This is a genomic window from Streptomyces sp. WAC05292, from assembly GCF_003949955.1.
Classification (GTDB): Bacteria; Actinomycetota; Actinomycetes; order Streptomycetales; family Streptomycetaceae; genus Streptomyces; species Streptomyces globosus.
On the sequence record NZ_RPSE01000114.1, the window covers coordinates 1 to 16061 of the forward strand.

17 protein-coding genes are annotated in these 16061 nt (G+C 74.7%); 6 read left to right on the forward strand and 11 right to left on the reverse strand.

The features are described from left to right. Window positions 1-77 precede the first annotated feature (77 nt). Window positions 78-1457 carry a transcriptional regulator gene (locus tag EF903_RS14995; RefSeq protein ID WP_125543725.1) on the reverse strand — a complete coding sequence of 460 codons (1380 nt, stop codon included), beginning with the start codon at window positions 1455-1457 and terminating at the stop codon, window positions 78-80. A gap of 220 nt (window positions 1458-1677) precedes the next feature. Here EF903_RS14995 and EF903_RS15000 point away from each other — a divergent pair, with 220 nt between their 5' ends. The 3 genes from EF903_RS15000 (at window position 1678) to EF903_RS15010 (ending at window position 5002) form a co-directional block, all read left to right on the forward strand. Further along, window positions 1678-2358: a bifunctional DNA primase/polymerase gene (locus EF903_RS15000; RefSeq protein WP_185902669.1), complete on the forward strand. Its 681-nt coding sequence runs from the start codon at window positions 1678-1680 to the stop codon at window positions 2356-2358. 140 nt (window positions 2359-2498) lie between these two features. After that, entirely contained in the window at window positions 2499-3341 is an 843-nt protein-coding gene (locus tag EF903_RS15005; RefSeq protein ID WP_125543727.1) for an ABC transporter ATP-binding protein, read from the forward strand. Next, the gene (locus EF903_RS15010; RefSeq protein WP_260615340.1) at window positions 3338-5002 is read left to right on the forward strand and encodes a transporter; all 1665 of its coding nucleotides are present in this window, start codon (window positions 3338-3340) and stop codon (window positions 5000-5002) included. Before EF903_RS15005 ends, EF903_RS15010 begins: the two co-directional genes overlap by 4 nt. Window positions 5003-5112: 110 nt before the next feature. Here the strand turns inward: EF903_RS15010 and EF903_RS15015 are convergent, their stop codons facing one another. Further along, window positions 5113-5430, reverse strand: coding sequence for a multidrug efflux SMR transporter (locus tag EF903_RS15015; protein WP_125543729.1), 318 nt, complete (start codon window positions 5428-5430; stop codon window positions 5113-5115). A gap of 44 nt (window positions 5431-5474) precedes the next feature. Continuing rightward, on the reverse strand, window positions 5475-5894 hold the full coding sequence (locus EF903_RS15020) for a multidrug efflux SMR transporter (protein WP_260615341.1): 420 nt from the start codon (window positions 5892-5894) through the stop codon (window positions 5475-5477). A 143-nt stretch (window positions 5895-6037) separates the two neighbouring features. Here EF903_RS15020 and EF903_RS15025 point away from each other — a divergent pair, with 143 nt between their 5' ends. Then, window positions 6038-6490, forward strand: coding sequence for a MarR family winged helix-turn-helix transcriptional regulator (locus EF903_RS15025; protein WP_125543731.1), 453 nt, complete (start codon window positions 6038-6040; stop codon window positions 6488-6490). 14 nt (window positions 6491-6504) lie between these two features. On the opposite strand, the gene EF903_RS15030 is transcribed toward EF903_RS15025, so the two are convergent. Together EF903_RS15030 and EF903_RS15035 are read right to left on the reverse strand one after the other, a co-directional pair. Next, complete coding sequence (locus tag EF903_RS15030) at window positions 6505-7374, reverse strand: alpha/beta fold hydrolase (RefSeq protein ID WP_125543732.1); 870 nt, start codon at window positions 7372-7374, stop codon at window positions 6505-6507. Window positions 7375-7664: 290 nt separating this feature from the next. Then, window positions 7665-8357: a metal-dependent transcriptional regulator gene (locus tag EF903_RS15035; RefSeq protein ID WP_125543733.1), complete on the reverse strand. Its 693-nt coding sequence runs from the start codon at window positions 8355-8357 to the stop codon at window positions 7665-7667. Between the two features lie 214 nt (window positions 8358-8571). Between EF903_RS15035 and EF903_RS15040 the strand changes: the two genes are divergently transcribed. After that, window positions 8572-9327, forward strand: coding sequence for an SIS domain-containing protein (locus tag EF903_RS15040; protein ID WP_125543734.1), 756 nt, complete (start codon window positions 8572-8574; stop codon window positions 9325-9327). 28 nt (window positions 9328-9355) lie between these two features. Here EF903_RS15040 and EF903_RS15045 read toward each other — a convergent pair whose 3' ends face one another. Further along, window positions 9356-10672, reverse strand: coding sequence for a PAS domain-containing protein (locus EF903_RS15045; RefSeq protein ID WP_125543735.1), 1317 nt, complete (start codon window positions 10670-10672; stop codon window positions 9356-9358). Between the two features lie 386 nt (window positions 10673-11058). Next, window positions 11059-11721 (reverse strand): pyridoxamine 5'-phosphate oxidase, encoded by a 663-nt coding sequence (gene pdxH / locus EF903_RS15050; protein ID WP_125543736.1) that lies wholly within the window; start codon window positions 11719-11721, stop codon window positions 11059-11061. A 199-nt stretch (window positions 11722-11920) separates the two neighbouring features. On the opposite strand from pdxH, the gene EF903_RS15055 reads away from it, so the two are divergent. Further along, the gene (locus tag EF903_RS15055) at window positions 11921-13027 is read left to right on the forward strand and encodes a citrate synthase 2 (protein ID WP_125543737.1); all 1107 of its coding nucleotides are present in this window, start codon (window positions 11921-11923) and stop codon (window positions 13025-13027) included. Between the two features lie 58 nt (window positions 13028-13085). Here EF903_RS15055 and EF903_RS15060 read toward each other — a convergent pair whose 3' ends face one another. The 4 genes from EF903_RS15060 to EF903_RS15075 all read right to left on the reverse strand — a co-directional run. Continuing rightward, a complete protein-coding gene (locus tag EF903_RS15060) occupies window positions 13086-13748 on the reverse strand; it encodes a TetR/AcrR family transcriptional regulator (protein WP_125543740.1) in 663 nt (220 codons plus the stop codon). Beyond that, entirely contained in the window at window positions 13745-14488 is a 744-nt protein-coding gene (locus EF903_RS15065; RefSeq protein ID WP_125543738.1) for an enoyl-CoA hydratase family protein, read from the reverse strand. Before EF903_RS15065 ends, EF903_RS15060 begins: the two co-directional genes overlap by 4 nt. Before the next feature lie 80 nt (window positions 14489-14568). Then, window positions 14569-15768, reverse strand: a complete 1200-nt coding sequence (locus EF903_RS15070) for an acyl-CoA dehydrogenase family protein (RefSeq protein WP_125543739.1) — start codon at window positions 15766-15768, stop codon at window positions 14569-14571. Then, window positions 15765-16061: acetyl-CoA carboxylase biotin carboxyl carrier protein subunit (locus tag EF903_RS15075; protein WP_148142524.1), on the reverse strand; the 297-nt coding region annotated here is incomplete at its 5' end. The genes EF903_RS15075 and EF903_RS15070, both read right to left, overlap by 4 nt.

The window sequence follows — 16061 nt, forward strand, 5'->3', positions numbered from 1 at the left end:
CGCCCCGTCAGGCCCACCCCGAACACGCTTCCGGACAAAGGCAGGCATAACGCCCGCCATCCGGCGGCCCGGCCGCGCTACGCCACCGCCTCCAGTCTCGCGGCGAACTCCCGAGCCGCCGCCTCGTCCCGGTACGGCTCCAGCCGCGCCCGGAAGCCGTCCAGGTACTCGGCGCCGCGGCTGGAGCGCAGTCCGGACAGCAGTTCCGCCGCCCGTCCCGCGGTCTGGCAGGCCTGCTCCACCTCCCGCTGCTGCACCTGCGCGGCCGCGAGCAGCAGCAGGCCGATCGCCCGCCGGCGCTCCTTGCCGGCCGGCAGCGCGGCGAGCGCCTCCCGGGCCTGCCGGGCCGCCTGCTCCGGCTGCCCGAGGTCGCGATGGCAGTGGGCCAGCTCGTCCGCCAGGTAGGCCCCGTCGAAGTGCCGGATCCACACCGGGTCGTCCCCGGACTCCGGCTCGGCCCGCTCCAGGGCGCCGACGGCCCGCGAGGCCAGCACCGCCGTCGCCCGGGCGTCGCCCATCAGCGCGTGCCCGCGCGCCTCGGCCGCGTAGAACATGGCCTCGGCCCGCGGCGTGACCTGGCCGCGCGTGCCCTCCTGGGCCGCCCGCGCCAGTTGGGCGATCTCCCGCGGGTTGCCGAGCTCGGCCGCCAGGTGGCTCATGGACGCCGCCAGCACGTACCCGCCGTACGCGCGGTCGCCCGCGGCCTGCGCCAGCCGCAGCGCCTGGATGTAGTACCGCTGCGCCAGCCCCGGCTGCCCGGTGTCCACCGCCATGTATCCGGCGAGCTCGGTGAGGCGGGCCACCGCCGCGAACAGCGCCCGCCCCACCGGCTCCCGGTACGAGCCGCCGATCAGCCCGGACACCACCGAGTTCAGGTAGTGCACCACGACGGGGCGGACGTGCCCGCTGCCGAACCGGTGGTCGAGATCCTTCAGCGCGTCGGTCGTCGCGCGGACCGCCTCCACGTCCGACATGCCGACGCGCGAGCCGCCGTTGCGGGCGACCTGCGCGTCGGCCCCGGTGATCAGCCAGTCCCGGCTCGGCTCGACCAGCGCCGATGCGGCGACGCTCGACCCGGACAGGAAGTCCCGCCGCCCGACGTCGCTCCGCCACAACTCGCTGACCTGCTCGATCGCCCCGACGACGGTCGGGGAGAACTGCAGGCCGATCCCGGAGGCGAGGTTCTTGCCGTTGGCCATGCCGATCTCGTCGATCGTCACGGTCCGGCCCAGTTTTCGGCCGAGGGCCTCCGCGATGATGCCGGGCGCCCGGCCCCGCGGCTGCTGGCCCCGCAGCCAGCGCGCCACCGACGTCTTGTCGTAGCGGAGGTCGAGGCCGTGCTCGGCCCCGCACATGTTGACGCGCCGGGCGAGCCCGGCGTTCGAGCACCCGGCTTCCTGGATGAGTGCCTGCAGCCGTTCGTTCGGCTGACGGGCAACGAGAGGCCTGGCTGCCATGAAAACCCCCAGAGGCCGCGGGTGATCGTTGGAAAGATCACTTCCCGCCTGATGTGTGGAGAATCATCCGCTTAGCGTCGTGTCGCTACCCAAGCGCGGCGCCCCGGCCTCCCACGCGCCCCCGCCCGTGCTTCAGTGCGCCCCGTATGCAGGATCGATGCAGCGTCCCCGGGCCGGCCCGGCCCCGTAACCCCGCGTCGGGGCGCCAGTTGTGAAGGGCGTGGAAGAGACCATCGGAGTCACGGAGACCGCACCCATCCCCCAGCAGCGCGGAGAGCAGCTGCTGGACCATGCCGTGCGGTACACGGAAGAACGGCACTGGGACGTCTTCGCCGGCACCTGGCTGGAGCACGCGGAGGGGCGCGAGCTGTGCTCCTGCGGCGCCGCGGACTGCGCGGCGCCGGGCGCACACGCCGCGGTGAAGGACTGGGCGGCGGTCGCCACGGGCAGCGCGGTGCAGGTGCGGCGGGTGTGGGGCAAGCGCCCCCAGGCGTCGATCCTGCTGCCGACGGGCCGCACGTTCGACGCGCTGGACGTCCCCGACACCGCCGGATTCCTCGCCCTGGCCCGCCTGGAGCGCATGCAGCGCACCCTCGGGCCGGTGACGCTCACCCCCGACCACCGGATGCTGTTCTTCGTGCTGCCCGGAGCCGCGGCCAAGGTCCCCGACATGGTCCGCCGGTTCGGCTGGTCCCCCTCCGCGATCGACCTGAAGGTGCGCGGCGAGGGCGAGTACGTGGCCGCCCCGCCGACCCGCGTCGGCGGCCGGGGCGTCGTCCAGTGGGCGCGGCGCCCCACGCCCGCGAACCGGTGGCTGCCGGACACCGACGAGCTGATCGACGCGCTCGCGTACGCCTGCGGGCGCGAGGCCGCCGCGGACCGGGCCCGGCGCGGCGCCTGACGTCCGGCGGGACACAAGTGCAGGTCGGCGGGGGTGTGTTCCGCCCGGGAAAGACATGACATTCGTAACTGCCGCGCCTCTTGGGGCCGCCCTATCGTCGTGGGTGTAGGACCACGGGGACATGGACGAGAGGCGGGCGCATGCCGAACCAGGGTGATGCGACGGGCGGGGCGGTCGGAGCGGGCGGCGCGCCCGAGGCGCCGTACGGCGGGCGGGCGGCGGTCCGCGTCGAGGGGCTGTGGAAGCGCTTCGGCGAGCAGGTGGCGGTCGCGGGGATCGACCTGGAGCTGCCCGCGGGCAGGTTCATCGGCCTGGTCGGCCCGAACGGCGCGGGGAAGACGACCACGCTGTCCATGGTGACGGGCCTGCTCCGGCCGGACATGGGGCGGGTCCTCGTCGCCGGCCACGACGTGTGGGCGGACCCGGTCGCGGTGAAGTCCCGGATCGGCGTCCTGCCGGAGGGCCTGCGCATGTTCGAGCGCCTGTCGGGCCGCGAACTGCTCGGCTACATGGGCAGGCTGCGCGGCATGCCGGGCGACGAGACCGACAAGCGGGCCACGCAGCTGCTGGACGTCCTGGACCTGGCGGGCTCGCAGCACAAGCTGGTCGTCGACTACTCGACGGGCATGCGGAAGAAGATCGGGCTGGCGGCCGCGCTGCTGCACAACCCCGAAGTGCTGTTCCTGGACGAGCCGTTCGAGGGCGTCGACCCGGTGTCGGCGCAGACCATCCGCGGGGTGCTGGAACGTTACACCGCCTCCGGCGCCACGGTCGTGTTCTCCTCCCACGTGATGGAGCTGGTCGAGTCGCTGTGCGACTGGGTCGCCGTCATGGCGGGCGGCCGGATCCGGGCCGCGGGCCCGCTGGCCGACGTACGGGGCGAAGCACCCACGCTGCAGGCCGCGTTCCTGGAGCTCGTCGGCGCGGGCGGCCGCACCGGCGGGGACTCGCTGGACTGGCTGGGCGGGCAGGCCGCCCGATGAACACCGCAGCCCCCGCCCCCGCCTCCCCGTCCGCACCGGTTCCGGCGGCCGGTGCCGCGGCCGGCGCGCACGCTCCCGACCCGGCCGCGGTGTTCGTCCGCATCAAGCTGTCGCTGCTGCGCAACGGCCTGAAGGGCTCCTCCAAGCGGAAGGCCGCCTACTTCGCGTCGCTGGCCCTCGCCCTGCTGGTGGGCCTCAGCCTCACCCTCGGGCTGTCCGCGCTGCGCGGCCACGCCCACGGCGGCACCGTCGTGGTCCTGCTGGCCGCGGTCCTGGCGCTCGGCTGGGCGTTCATGCCGCTCTTCTTCCCCGCCGGGGACGAGACGCTCGACCCGAGCCGGCTGGTGATGCTGCCGCTGCGGCCGCGGCCGCTCGTGCGGGCCCTGCTGGTCTCCTCGCTGATCGGCATCGGCCCCCTGTTCACGGTGTGCGTGGCCGTCGGCTCGGTCGTCGCCGTCGCCCACGGCCCGGCGGGCATCGCCGCCGCCGTGGCGGCCGTGCCGCTGCTGCTGCTCGGCTGCGTGACGCTGGCCCGCGCCGTCGCCACGGCGAACGTACGGCTGCTGACCAGCCGCAAGGGCCGCGACCTCGCCCTGCTCAGCGGCCTCGTCGTCGCGATCGGCGCCCAGCTCGCGAACTTCGCCGGCCAGCGGCTGATGGAGACGGGCGGCCTCGCCCAGCTGCAGCCCGCCGGCGCGGTGGTGCGCTGGCTGCCGCCCGCCACCGCCATCGGCATGGTCGACTCGGCGAGCCGGGGCGCGTACGGGACCGCCGCCGCCCAGCTGGCGCTGACCCTGGCCGGCCTGGCGCTGCTGGTGTGGCTGTGGGAACGCAGCCTGACCCGGGTGATGGTGACCCCGGACGGCTCGACCGTCGCCGCGCAGGCCTCCTCCGAACGCGGCTCGGCGGGCGGCGGCCTGTGGGCGCTGCTGCCCGGCGGCCGGACCGGCGCGACCATGCAGCGCACGCTGCGGTACGTGGTGCGGGACCCGAAGACGAAGGCCGCGTGGGTGTCGTCCCTGGCACTCGGCCTGATCATCCCGGTGTTCAACGCCCTCCAGGGGAACGGCTCCATCTACCTGGTGTGCTTCGGCACGGGCATGCTCGGCCTCCAGATGTACAACCAGTTCGGCCAGGACACCTCGGCGTTCTGGATGGTCGCCCAGACGATCTCGACGACCCGCGACGCCTACGAGGAGCTGCTGGCCCGCGCCTACGCGCTCGGCCTGATCACGGTGCCGTACACGGTCCTCGTCACCGCGGCCACGGCGGCCGCCGTCCCGGACTGGCGGGCCTTCCCGGCCGGCCTGGGCGTGGCGCTCGCGGTGATGGGCTCGATGACGTGCACGGGTGCCCTGGCCTCGGCCCGGTTCCCGTACTCGATCCCGTCGGACGGCGCGTTCAAGAGCGTCGTCCCGGGTCAGGCGGGCCTGGCCTGGGCGGGCATGGCGGGCGGCCTGCTGGCATCGCTGGCGCTCTCCGGGCCGGTCATCGGCCTGGCGATCTGGTTCGAGGTGGCGCGGATGGAGTCCGCGTTCTGGCTCCTGCTGCCGCTCGGCACGGCCTGGGGCGCGGCCGCGGCCTGGGCGGGCGTACGGCTGGCGGCGCCGCGGGTGGCCCGGCAGCTGCCGGAGATCCTCCAGGCAGTCAGCAAGGGCTGAGCCCGGCCGCGTACGGCCGAGGGGGGTGCGGGGCCCGCGGGCCCGGCACCCCCCTCGCGTGTGTGCCGCCTCGCACGGTCGGCCGCGGGGCGGCGGGCCCGGGCGGGCGCTCAGACCGCGGTCAGACGGAGCAGGACGGCGCCGCCGATGATGGAGGCGAAGGACAGCAGCCGGGCGGCGGTGATCCGCTCCTTGAAGAGGACCGCGCCGAGGGCGACGGTCCCGGCGCCGCCGATGCCCGTCCACAGGGTGTAGCCGACGCTGACGTCGAGCTCGCGCAGGGCCAGCGACAGGGTGTAGATCCCGCCCGCGGCGGCGAGCAGGGTGAAGACGGACGGCCACAGGCGGGTGAAGCCCCTGGTGGCGTTGGCACCGAGGGCGAAGGCGATCTCGAAGAGGATGGCGATGCCGAGGTAGGTCCAGGTCATGGCGGTGTCCTTCGGGTGGGAGGGCCGGAACGCGGCGGGGTGGGTCAGACGGCGCGGGCGGCATCCGCTGCCGCGGCCCTTTTGGCGGCGCGGTGGTCGCCGATGCGAAGGCCGAGCGCGCCGCCGATGATCAGGACGAAGGCGAGGGCCTTCCAGACGGTCACGGGCTCGCCGTAGACGACGGTGCCGAGGACGACCGTGCCGACGCCGCCGATGCCGGACCAGACGGTGTAGCCGACGCCGACGTCGATGGTCTTGAGGGCCTGCGAGAGCGTGTAGATGCCGGCGGAGGCGGCCGCGGCGGTGAGCAGCGAGGGCCACAGCCGGGTGAAGCCGTCGGTGGCCTCGGTGCCGAGCGCGAAGGTGATCTCGAAGAGCGAGGAGAAGAGCAGCCAGGCCCACCCCTTCGAGGAGGAGGTGGGGGCGGAGAACGTGGTGGTGGCGGAGGAGGACGAAGACGGCACAGTAACCCCCGAGGCAAGTAGTTGCATGTACGTGCATGTAAAGACTGGCCGCGATCGCCCACATCGGCGATCTGGCGGCAAGTCAGAAGCTTGCACAGTCATGTAACTTGTTGTCAACGCCGCCCAACACCCCGGAGGTGCCCGTGACCGCCCGCCCGCCCGCGCCGCCGCCCGCAGCCGCCTCCGACCAGGCGCTGTGGAGCCGGGTGCTGGCCGTCCACGCCCAAGTGGAGCGCAGCCTCGCGCAGGCGCTCCAGCGCCGCCACGGGATCGGCCTGTCGGAGTACCGCGCCCTGGAGGACCTCGCCCGCGCGGACGACGGCGAGCTGCGGATGCAGGAGCTGGCGGACCGGATCGGCCTGGGCCAGAGCTCGGTGACCCGCCTGGTGGCCCGCCTGGAAGCGGCGGGCTTCGCGTACAAGGACCACTGCCCGGACGACAAGCGCGGCGTCTACGCCGTGGTCACCGACGCGGGCCGCGAACGGCACGCCGCGGCCCGCGCCACGTACGCGGAGGTCCTGGGCACGGCCCTGAACACGGTCGCCGCCGACCCCCGCCTGACCGCAACGGTGCAGGCCCTGCGCACCTCGGGCTGACCGGCTCGGACCGGTCAGCCGCGGACGGGCTGCAGGGTGCGGAGGAACGGCTCCAAAGCCGCGCGGCAGGCGGTGGGGTGGGTGTGGTGCAGGTAGTGGCCGGCGTCCGGGACCTCCGCGTAGTGGCCCGACGGCAGGACGCGGACCATTTCCTGCGCTTCCGCGCGGCCCAGTTCGCCGTCGAGGGCGCGGACGACCAGGGTGGGGCAGGTGACCTGGGCCAGTTCGTCCCAGTGGGCGTCGTGGACCCAGGTCTCGCGGGCCGTCAGCATCTGGCGGCGGGAGAAGAGGGGGCGCCAGCCGTCGGGGGTCTCGCGCATGACGTCCGCGAAGAAGGCGCCGCGGCCCGGATCGGGGCGCTCCACGCGCGGGTCGTCCTCACCGAACCAGCGGCGGGCGGCGTCCTGGCTGGGGAACGGGAGCGGCCAGCGGCGGAACCAGTCCTCCCAATCGCGCTGGGAGGCCTCCCCGAGGGCCGAGGCGCGCATGTCGAGGATGACCAGGGCCGCGACCAGGTCGGGGCGGCGGGCGGCGAGCTGCCAGCCGGTGAGGGCGCCCATGGAATGGCCGATGAGGACGACGGGGGCGAGGCCGAGCTGTTCGATCACGGCCTCGGCGTCCGCGACGAAGGCCTCGCGGCCGAGGGAGGCGGCCGGGTCCGCCCCGGCGGGCGGGCGGCCGCTGTGGCCGTGGCCCCGCTGGTCCAGGGCGATGACGCGGCGGCCCTCGGCGAGCCAGCGGGCGGTGCCGGCCCAGTGGTGGGCGCGGCCCATCAGGCCGTGGAGTAACAGGACACCGGGAGCGGCGGCGCCGGCGGCCGAGCCGAATTCCCAGGCGGCCAGGCGCACGCCGTCGGCCCCTGTCACATCGATGCGCTGTACCACCGCAGATGCACCCCCTTCATCCACGGCAGACTATCGAACCTGCATTCGAAAACGGCTTTGCGGCGCCCAACACCGCTCTTTCGAGTGACCTTGCTCAAGGATTGGCCGCCGCTGCCGAAGGAGATCCTTTGAGCAGGGAGGCGGGCCGCTCGGGGAAGACGGTCCGAAGGGGACGACCTTGAGAGCTCGGGGCTCCGGGTCGACAAGGGGAGGAAGGGTCCCGGCGCCGCAAGGCGCCGGGACCCCCACGCACCACCGCAGCGCCGCCGCGTCCGCAGCGGCGGCCGCGGTCAGCGCTTGGCGACGAAGACGTGCGAGGCGATCTCGTCCTCCAGCTCGGCGGCCTCGCCGCCGCTGCCGACGAGCACCCCGCCGGGCGACTCCGTCACGCTCACCACCGAGCCGGGCTGCACGCCCGCCCGCCGCAGCGTGTACATCAGCTGGGCGTCCGTCTGGATCGGCTCGCCGATGCGGCGGATGACCACCGTCTTGCCCTCCGCGCCCGGCTCCAGCTCGGACAGGGCGACCATGCCGTCCTCCAGGAACGGGTCGGCCTCGGCCTTCTCGCCCAGCTCCTCCAGGCCCGGGATCGGGTTCCCGTACGGCGATTCGGTCGGGTGCCGCAGCAGCTCCAGCACGCGCCGCTCCACCGCCTCGCTCATCACGTGCTCCCAGCGGCAGGCCTCGGCGTGCACCTGCTCCCACTCCAGGCCGATGACGTCCACGAGGAGGCACTCCGCGAGCCGGTGCTTGCGCATCACGCGCGTCGCGAGCCGGCGCCCCTCCTCCGTCAGCTCCAGGTGGCGGTCGCTCGCCACCGCCACCAGGCCGTCGCGCTCCATCCGCGCCACGGTCTGGCTGACCGTCGGGCCACTCTGGTCGAGCCGCTCCGCGATCCGGGCGCGCATGGGGACGACGCCTTCCTCTTCCAGCTCGAGGATGGTGCGGAGGTACATCTCCGTGGTGTCGATCAGTCCGGACATTCGTGCCCCTCGGATTATCGTGCGCTGGCCCTGACCCCAATTCTGACGCATCGCGCCGACAACCGTCCCGCGCCTGCCGCGGAGTCCCCAGGCCTCCGCGAGCCGCTCTCGACCTCCGGACGCCCCCCGCCCCCGTATTGACAGCACGTTGGTCCAGACCGCACGGTGAGCGGCGGACACGGACGCACCCCATCCCCGGAAGGGCTCCCCCGCGATGAGCGAAAGCAAGCCGGCCGACCGCTTCTTCGACGCCGCGATCACCCTGCTCCAGCGGGTGCAGCGCGAGGAGGGCGGGCGCATCGCCGACGCCGGTGCGGCCGTCGCCGACGCCGTCGCCGCAGGGAACCGGCTCTTCGCCTTCGGCGCCGGGCACTCCTCGCTGCCCGCCCAGGACGTCGTCTACCGGGCCGGCGGGCTCGCCCTGATGAACTTCCTCGCCGTCCCCGGCACCGCCGGCGTCGACGTCATGCCCGCCACGCTCGGCAGCGCCCTGGAGCGGGTCGGCGGGCTCGCCGGCGCCGTCCTCGACAGCAGCCCCGCCACCGCCGGGGACGTCCTCTTCGTCATCTCCCTGTCCGGGCGCAACGCCCTGCCCGTCGAAATGGCCGTCAACGCGCGCGCCCTCGGCCTGAAGGTCATCGGGGTCACCTCGGTCGCCTACACGACCGGGACGAAGTCGCGGCACTCCTCGGGCACCTTCCTGCGGGACCACTGCGACATCGTCCTCGACAGCAAGATCGACGTCGGTGACGCCGAGCTGACCCTCGACGGCATCGACGCCCCCTTCGCCCCCGCCTCCACCGTCGTCACCAGCGCGATCATGCAGGCCGTGATGGCCGCCGCCGCCGGCGAGCTCGCCGCGCGCGGCATCGAGCCGCCGCTGCTGCGCTCCGGCAACGTCGACGGCGGCCACGAGTGGAACGGCCGCGTCATGCGGGAGTACGGCGACCGGATCTTCTACCGGCACTGACCGGGGCCCGCCCCCGCCGCCGCGCACGCTACGGCCGCTCCGGCGCGGCGCGCGCCAGGTCCAGGTCGGCCGCCACCCGGCCCGCGACCTCCTCCGCGTACGCCGCGTCCGCGCGGTCGAACGCGGACCGCGACGCCGACCGCAGGTACGTCAGCGCCCCCAGCGTCCGGCCCCGGCTGCGCAGCACCGTGCACAGGGCGTGCGCCGTGCCCTCGGGCCACAGCCGCGCCCGCGCCCAGCCCTCGACGGCCTCGCCGCGGGGGGCGCTCGCCCGGACCGAGCCGATCCGGTCCAGCGCCTGGAGCACCGGGTGCCCCTGCTCGTACGGCACGGCCCGCGCCCCCCGCCCGGCCGGCGCAGGCGGGGCGGCGATCGTCCGGACCAGCCGCGGCGTCTTCCCCGGGGCTTCGGCGGACGGCTCCAGCACGTCCAGCAGGGCGTGGTCCGCGAATCCGGCGAGCGCGAAGTCCAGGCGCACCCCGGCCGCCTCCGCCGGGTCCTCGCACTCGGCGGCGGCCCGGCCCGCCCGGTGCAGCTGGGCGGTGCGGAACCGCAGCCGGGAGGTGTCCAGCGCGTCCTGCCGGTCCTCGGTGACGTCCTGGAACAGCCACCCCACGCCCAGCGGTACGGGCTCCTCCGCCAGCGGCGAGCCCAGCCGTACGAACCCGCACCGCCAGCAGCAGCGCCGCTCGCCCTCCGGGGTGCGCACCGACACCCACATCTCGGCGGGGCCCGGCGGGGCCCCCTCGGCCAGCACGTGCTGGAGGGCCGCCTCCAGCTCCTCGGCGCCCTGCGCCAGCAGGTCGCCGAGCGGGCGGCCGAGCAGGTCGGTGCGCCCGGACCCGAAGGCACGGGCGGCGCGCGCGTTGACCACGGCGGGCCGCAGGTCCACGTCGACGAGGACCACGGCCCAGGAGGCGTCGTCCATCAGCGCGTCGCTGAGCGCGATGGACCGCTCCAGGTCGATCTGGGCGTGCACCTCGGTGAAGGCGCAGTAGACGCCGGCGGGCCTGCCGTCCGCCCCGGGGACGCCCGCGGACTGCGTCCGCACCAGGACCCGCCCGCCGTCCTTGGTCTGCAGCGCGAACTCGTGGACCTGCCGGCCGGGCACGTCCTGGGCGGCCATGAGCCGGTCCTCGACGTCCTGGGCGTCGGCGGGCCGGGCAGCCCAGCCGGAGAAGCCCTTGCGGCCCACCGCCTCGGCCGCGGTCCAGCCCAGGATCCGCTCGGCCTCGCGGTTCCAGTGGGTGACCACGCCGTCGGAGTCGAACGCGCACAGGGCCGCGTCCATCCCGTCCAGCAGCGCGGCCAGCAAATCGTGGGTGGGTTGTCCGGAAGCACTCACCTGGCACCCCCGCAGGTGTCTCGCGTGTGCGGCACGTCAGATCATTGAACTGGAACGTGACGCAGCCCACACCGCATTCCCCGAATCGTCCCGAAAGAAATCGGTTGAGACCCCGCCGGGAGCGTCCTAATGTCTGCGGTACACGAGAAGGGAGGTGGTTCCGGAAATGTACGACTACCGGACGCGTGAGGTGACTGCGGGCTAGGGCCCGTCGTCGCAACGCACCCAGTGCGGTGCCCGGCGGAGGACGCCCGGCGCCAAACCACAGCAGTCACCCGACCCGCGGGCTCGCCGGCACGTCCGGCCGGCTCCTCTCACTGCAGGAGAGGACGGAGCCCGCGGGTCGCCTGCGTTTCCGCAGGCCCCCAGCGCGAGCAGGGCCCCTCTTACGGGCACAGGCGCTCGATGCGCCAGCCCGCCCCCTCGCGGACGTAGTGCAGCCGGTCGTGCAGCCGGTTCTCGTGGCCCTGCCAGAACTCCACCTCGTCCGGCGCGACCCGGATCCCGCCCCACTCCGTCGGCACGGGGACCTGCTCGCCCTCCGGATACCGGGCCGCGAGCTCCGCGTAGCGCCGGTCCAGCTCGGCCCGCGAGGGGATCACCCGGGACTGCTCGCTCGCCCAGGCGCCCAGCTGCGAGCCGTGGGGCCGCGAGCGGAAGTAGGCCGCCGTCTCGTCCCGGCCCACCCGGGTCGCCGTGCCGGTGACGACGACCTGCCGGGCGATCGGGTGCCAGGGGAAGAGCAGCGAGACCTGCGGGTTGGCGTCGATCTCGCGGCCCTTGCGGGAGCCGTAGTTCGTGTAGAAGACGAAGCCCCGCGCGTCGAACTGCTTCAGCAGCACCGTCCGCGAGCTGGGCCGGCCCGCGGCGTCCGCCGTCGAGACGACCATCGCGTTCGGCTCGAACAGGTGCGAGTCGGCCGCCTGCCGGAACCACAGGGCGAACTGCCGCATGGGGTCCTCGTCGAGGCCGTCCTCCAGGACGATCTCGGAGCGGTACTGCTTGCGCATGGCGGAGGGATCAAGGTCCATGTCGGTCACGCGTGCCATCCTGCCGCAAGGGTGCTCCTGCGAGTGTGCCGTATGTCACGCTTCCGCCCGGGATCCGGAGCCGCCAAAATCTTGGGGCCGGTCGCCAGGCCCCCCGCGGGTGGCCGCCGGCCGTACCGGGCATCAACGGGGATGACCGCGCCGGACCGCGAGGCACGCCGGCAACCGCGCGTGTCCGCACTATCTGAGGAGCCGCCTGATGTCCGACTTCGTACCCGGGCTCGAAGGAGTCGTCGCGTTCGAAACGGAGATCGCCGAACCCGACAAGGAAGGCGGAGCCCTCCGCTACCGGGGTGTCGACATCGAGGACCTGGTGGGCCACGTCTCCTTCGGGAACGTGTGGGGCCTGCTGGTCGACGGGGCGTTCAACCCCGGCCTGCCGCCCGCCGAGCCCTTCCCGATCCCCGTCCACTCCGGCGACATCCGCGTGGACGTGCAGTCCGCGCTGGCCATGCTCGCCCCCGTCTGGGGCCTGAAACCGCTCCTCGACATCGACGAGCGGACCGCCCGCGACAACCTGGCCCGCGCCGCCGTCATGGCCCTGTCGTACGTCGCCCAGTCCGCGCGCGGGCAGGGCCTGCCGATGGTCCCGCAGCGGGAGATCGACAAGGCCGAGTCCGTCGTCGAGCGGTTCATGATCCGGTGGCGGGGCGAGCCGGACCCGCGGCACGTCAAGGCCGTCGACGCCTACTGGACCTCGGCCGCCGAGCACGGCATGAACGCCTCCACCTTCACCGCCCGCGTCATCGCCTCCACCGGCGCGGACGTCGCGGCCGCCCTGTCGGGTGCCGTCGGCGCCATGTCGGGGCCGCTGCACGGCGGGGCGCCGTCCCGCGTGCTCGGCATGATCGAGGAGATCGAGCGCACCGGCGACGCCGTCGCCTACGTGAAGAAGGCCCTCGACAAGGGCGAGCGGCTGATGGGCTTCGGCCACCGCGTCTACCGCGCCGAGGACCCCCGCGCCCGCGTCCTGCGGCGCACCGCCAAGGAGCTGGACGCCCCCCGCTACGAGGTGGCCGCCGCGCTGGAGAAGGCCGCCCTGGAGGAGCTGCACGCCCGCCGCCCCGACCGGGTGCTCGCCACCAACGTGGAGTTCTGGGCGGCGATCATGCTGGACTTCGCGGAGGTCCCGGCGCACATGTTCACCTCCATGTTCACCTGCGCCCGCACCGCGGGCTGGTCCGCGCACATCCTGGAGCAGAAGCGCACGGGCCGCCTGGTCCGCCCGTCCGCCCGCTACACCGGCCCCGGCAAGCGCAACCCGCAGGAGATCGAGGGCTACGCGGACATCGCCAGGACGGCCTGACCGCGACCGCCCCGGGCGGGCGGGCGGCGGGCGGTGCCGGCTGCCGCCCGCCCTCCCGTCAGCCCAGGGCGGCGTCCAGGATGCGGGTCCACTGGGCGACCACCCGGGCGCGGCGGGCCGCGTCGTCGGTGAGGACGTTCGCCAGGCCCAGCCCGCGGGCCATGTCGAGGAAGCCCTGCACGGTCTCCCGTACGCCCGGCACCGACTCGTCCGCGCCCAGCAGCTGCACGGCCATCCGGTGCGTCTCCCGGCCCAGGCGCGCCTCCAGCTCGGCGACGCGGGGCCGCAGCTGCTCCTCGTGGGAGGCGGCGACCCACAGCTGGAGGGCGGCCCGGAACATCGGCCCGGTGTACAGGTCGACCAGCGCCTCGACGACTGCGGCGCGGCCGGCGGGGCCGCCGCCCGCGGCCTCGGCGCGCCGCCGCTCGCGCAGCAGGGCGGCCGAGCGCTCCTCCGCCATGAACTCGACGGCCGCGGTGAAGAGGTCCTCGCGGGTGCGGAAGTGGTGCTGGGCGGCGCCGCGGGAGACGCCGGCCCGCTCGGCGACGACGGCCACGGTGGAGCCGGCCCAGCCGTGTTCGGCGAGGCAGGTGATGGCCGCGTCCAGGAGGTGGCGGCGGGTGACGCGGCTGCGGGCCTGCTTGGGCGCGTTCCCGGGCCGGTCGTCGGCCGTGCCCCGACCCGCCGCCGCTGCCGTGGCGGCGGCCGGCGTGCCGGTCACAGCGCCCACGCCGGGTCGCGGCGCTCCATGCGGGCGGTGATGCCCTCGCGGGCCTCCGCGGAGCCGAAATGCCGGGCCGACAGCTCCGCCAGGGCCTCGCCGTCGGCGGCCAGCGCCACCCGTACGGGGGCGGTGACGAGCCGCTTGGTCGCGGCGAGGGCCTCGGGGCCGGACTTGCGGAAGCCGTCCAGGACCGGGGCGAGGGCCTCGTCGACGTCGTCGCCGTGCACGGTGAGCAGGCCGATGCGGACCGCCTCGGCGGCGTCGAAGGCCTCGCCGGTCAGCAGGTAGCGGGCCGCGGCGCGCGGTTCCAGGCGGGGCAGCAGCGGCGCCGAGATCACCGCGGGGACGATGCCGAGGCGGGTCTCGGTGAAGGCGTACGTGGACTGCGGCCCGGCGGCGGCGACGTCGCAGACGCCGAGCAGGCCGAGGCCGCCCGCGCGGACGTGCCCGGTGACGCGGGCGGCGACGGGCCGCGGCAGCTCGGCGATCTCGCGGAGCAGGCCGAGGAAGTCGGCGGGGTCGCAGGGGTTCTTCAGGTCGGCTCCGGCGCAGAACGTGCCGCCGGTGTGGGTGAGGACGACGGCGCGTACGGCCGGGTCGGCGGCGGCCGCGGCGAGCGCCGCGCGCAGCCCGGCGACGAGGGGGGCCGAGAGGGCGTTGCGGTTGGCCGGGGAGTCGAGGGCCAGGGTGGCGATGCCGTGCGCGTGCGCGGCGGTGACGAGGGCGTCCTCCTCCATGCCGCTCCTTTCGTGCGGGTCCGGTTCCGGCCGGGCCGGTCGGCGGCCGCGGACCGCGGGCCGCCGCCGGGCCGGTGCCGCTAGTACGACTTCGGCAGGCCGAGGGTCTGGTGCGAGACGAAGTTGAGGATCATCTCGCGGCTGACGGGGGCGATGCGGGCCACCCGGGAGGCGGTGACCAGGGAGGCCAGGCCGTACTCGCGGGTGAGGCCGTTGCCGCCCAGGGTGTGGACCGCCTGGTCCACGGCCTTCACGCAGGCCTCGGCAGCAGCGTACTTCGCCATGTTCGCGGCCTCTCCGGCGGCCGCGTCGTCGCCGGAGTCGTAGAGGCGGGCGGCCTTCTGCATCATCAGGCGGGCCAGTTCGAGCTCGATGTGGGCGGCGGCGAGGGGGTGGGCGATGGCCTGGTGGGCGCCGATCGGCTCGGTCCACACCTGCCGGGTGCGGGCGTACTCGACGGCCCGGGCCAGGGCGTGGCGGCCGATGCCGACGGCGAACGCGGCGGTCATGATGCGCTCGGGGTTGAGGCCGGCGAAGAGCTGGAGGAGGCCCGTGTCGGGGGCTTCGCCCTGGTCGCCGGTGTCGTCCGCGCCGACGAGCGCGCCGGCCGGCAGCCGCACCTCGTCCAGGACGAGTTCGAACTGCTTCTCCGCGGCCCGCAGTTCCATGTCGATGGGCGAGCGGGAGAAGCCGGGGGCGTCGCGGTCGACGATGAAGAGGCAGGGCTTCAGCCGGCCGGTCCGGGCGTCTTCGGTGCGTCCCACTATCAGCGTGGCGTCGGCGATGTCCACGCCGGAGACGAACACCTTGCGGCCGGTCAGCACCCAGTCGGAGCCGTCGCGCCGGGCGGTGGTGGTGATGCGGTGCGAGTTGGAGCCGGCGTCGGGCTCGGTGATGCCGAAGGCCATCATGCGGCTGCCGTCGGCGAGTCCGGGCAGCCAGGCCCGTTTCTGGGCGGGGCTGCCGAAGCGGGAGATGACGGTGCCGCAGATGGCGGGGGAGACGACCATCATCAGCAGCGGGCAGCCGGCGGCGCCGAGTTCCTCCAGGACGATGGACAGCTCGGCGATGCCGCCGCCCCCGCCGCCGTACTCCTCGGGCAGGTTGACGCCGAGGTAGCCGAGCTTGGCGGCGTCGGCCCACAGTTCCGCGGGCCGGCCGCCCTCTTCGGTGATGCGGGCGTGGTAGTCGCGGCCGTAGCGCTGCCCGAGGGCGGCGACGGCGGTGCGCAGCGCGCGGTGCTCTTCGGTTTCCGCGACGGGCGCGGTGGCGGGGCTCATGGGCGGGGTTCCTCCTCCTGGACCACGGCGAGCAGGGTGCCGACCTCGACCTGGTGGCCGGGGAGGGCGTGGAGCGCGGTGAGCGTGCCGGAGGCGGGCGAGGTGACGCGGTGCTCCATCTTCATGGCCTCCAGCCAGAGCAGGGGCTGCCCGGCGGTGACGGTGTCGCCCGGCGCGAGGCCTTCGGCGACGCGGACGACGGTGCCGGGCATGGGGGCGAGCAGGGAGCCGGGCGGGGTCGCGTCCTGCGGTTCGGTGAACCGCGGGACGGCGGTGAGGGCGTGGGAGGCGGG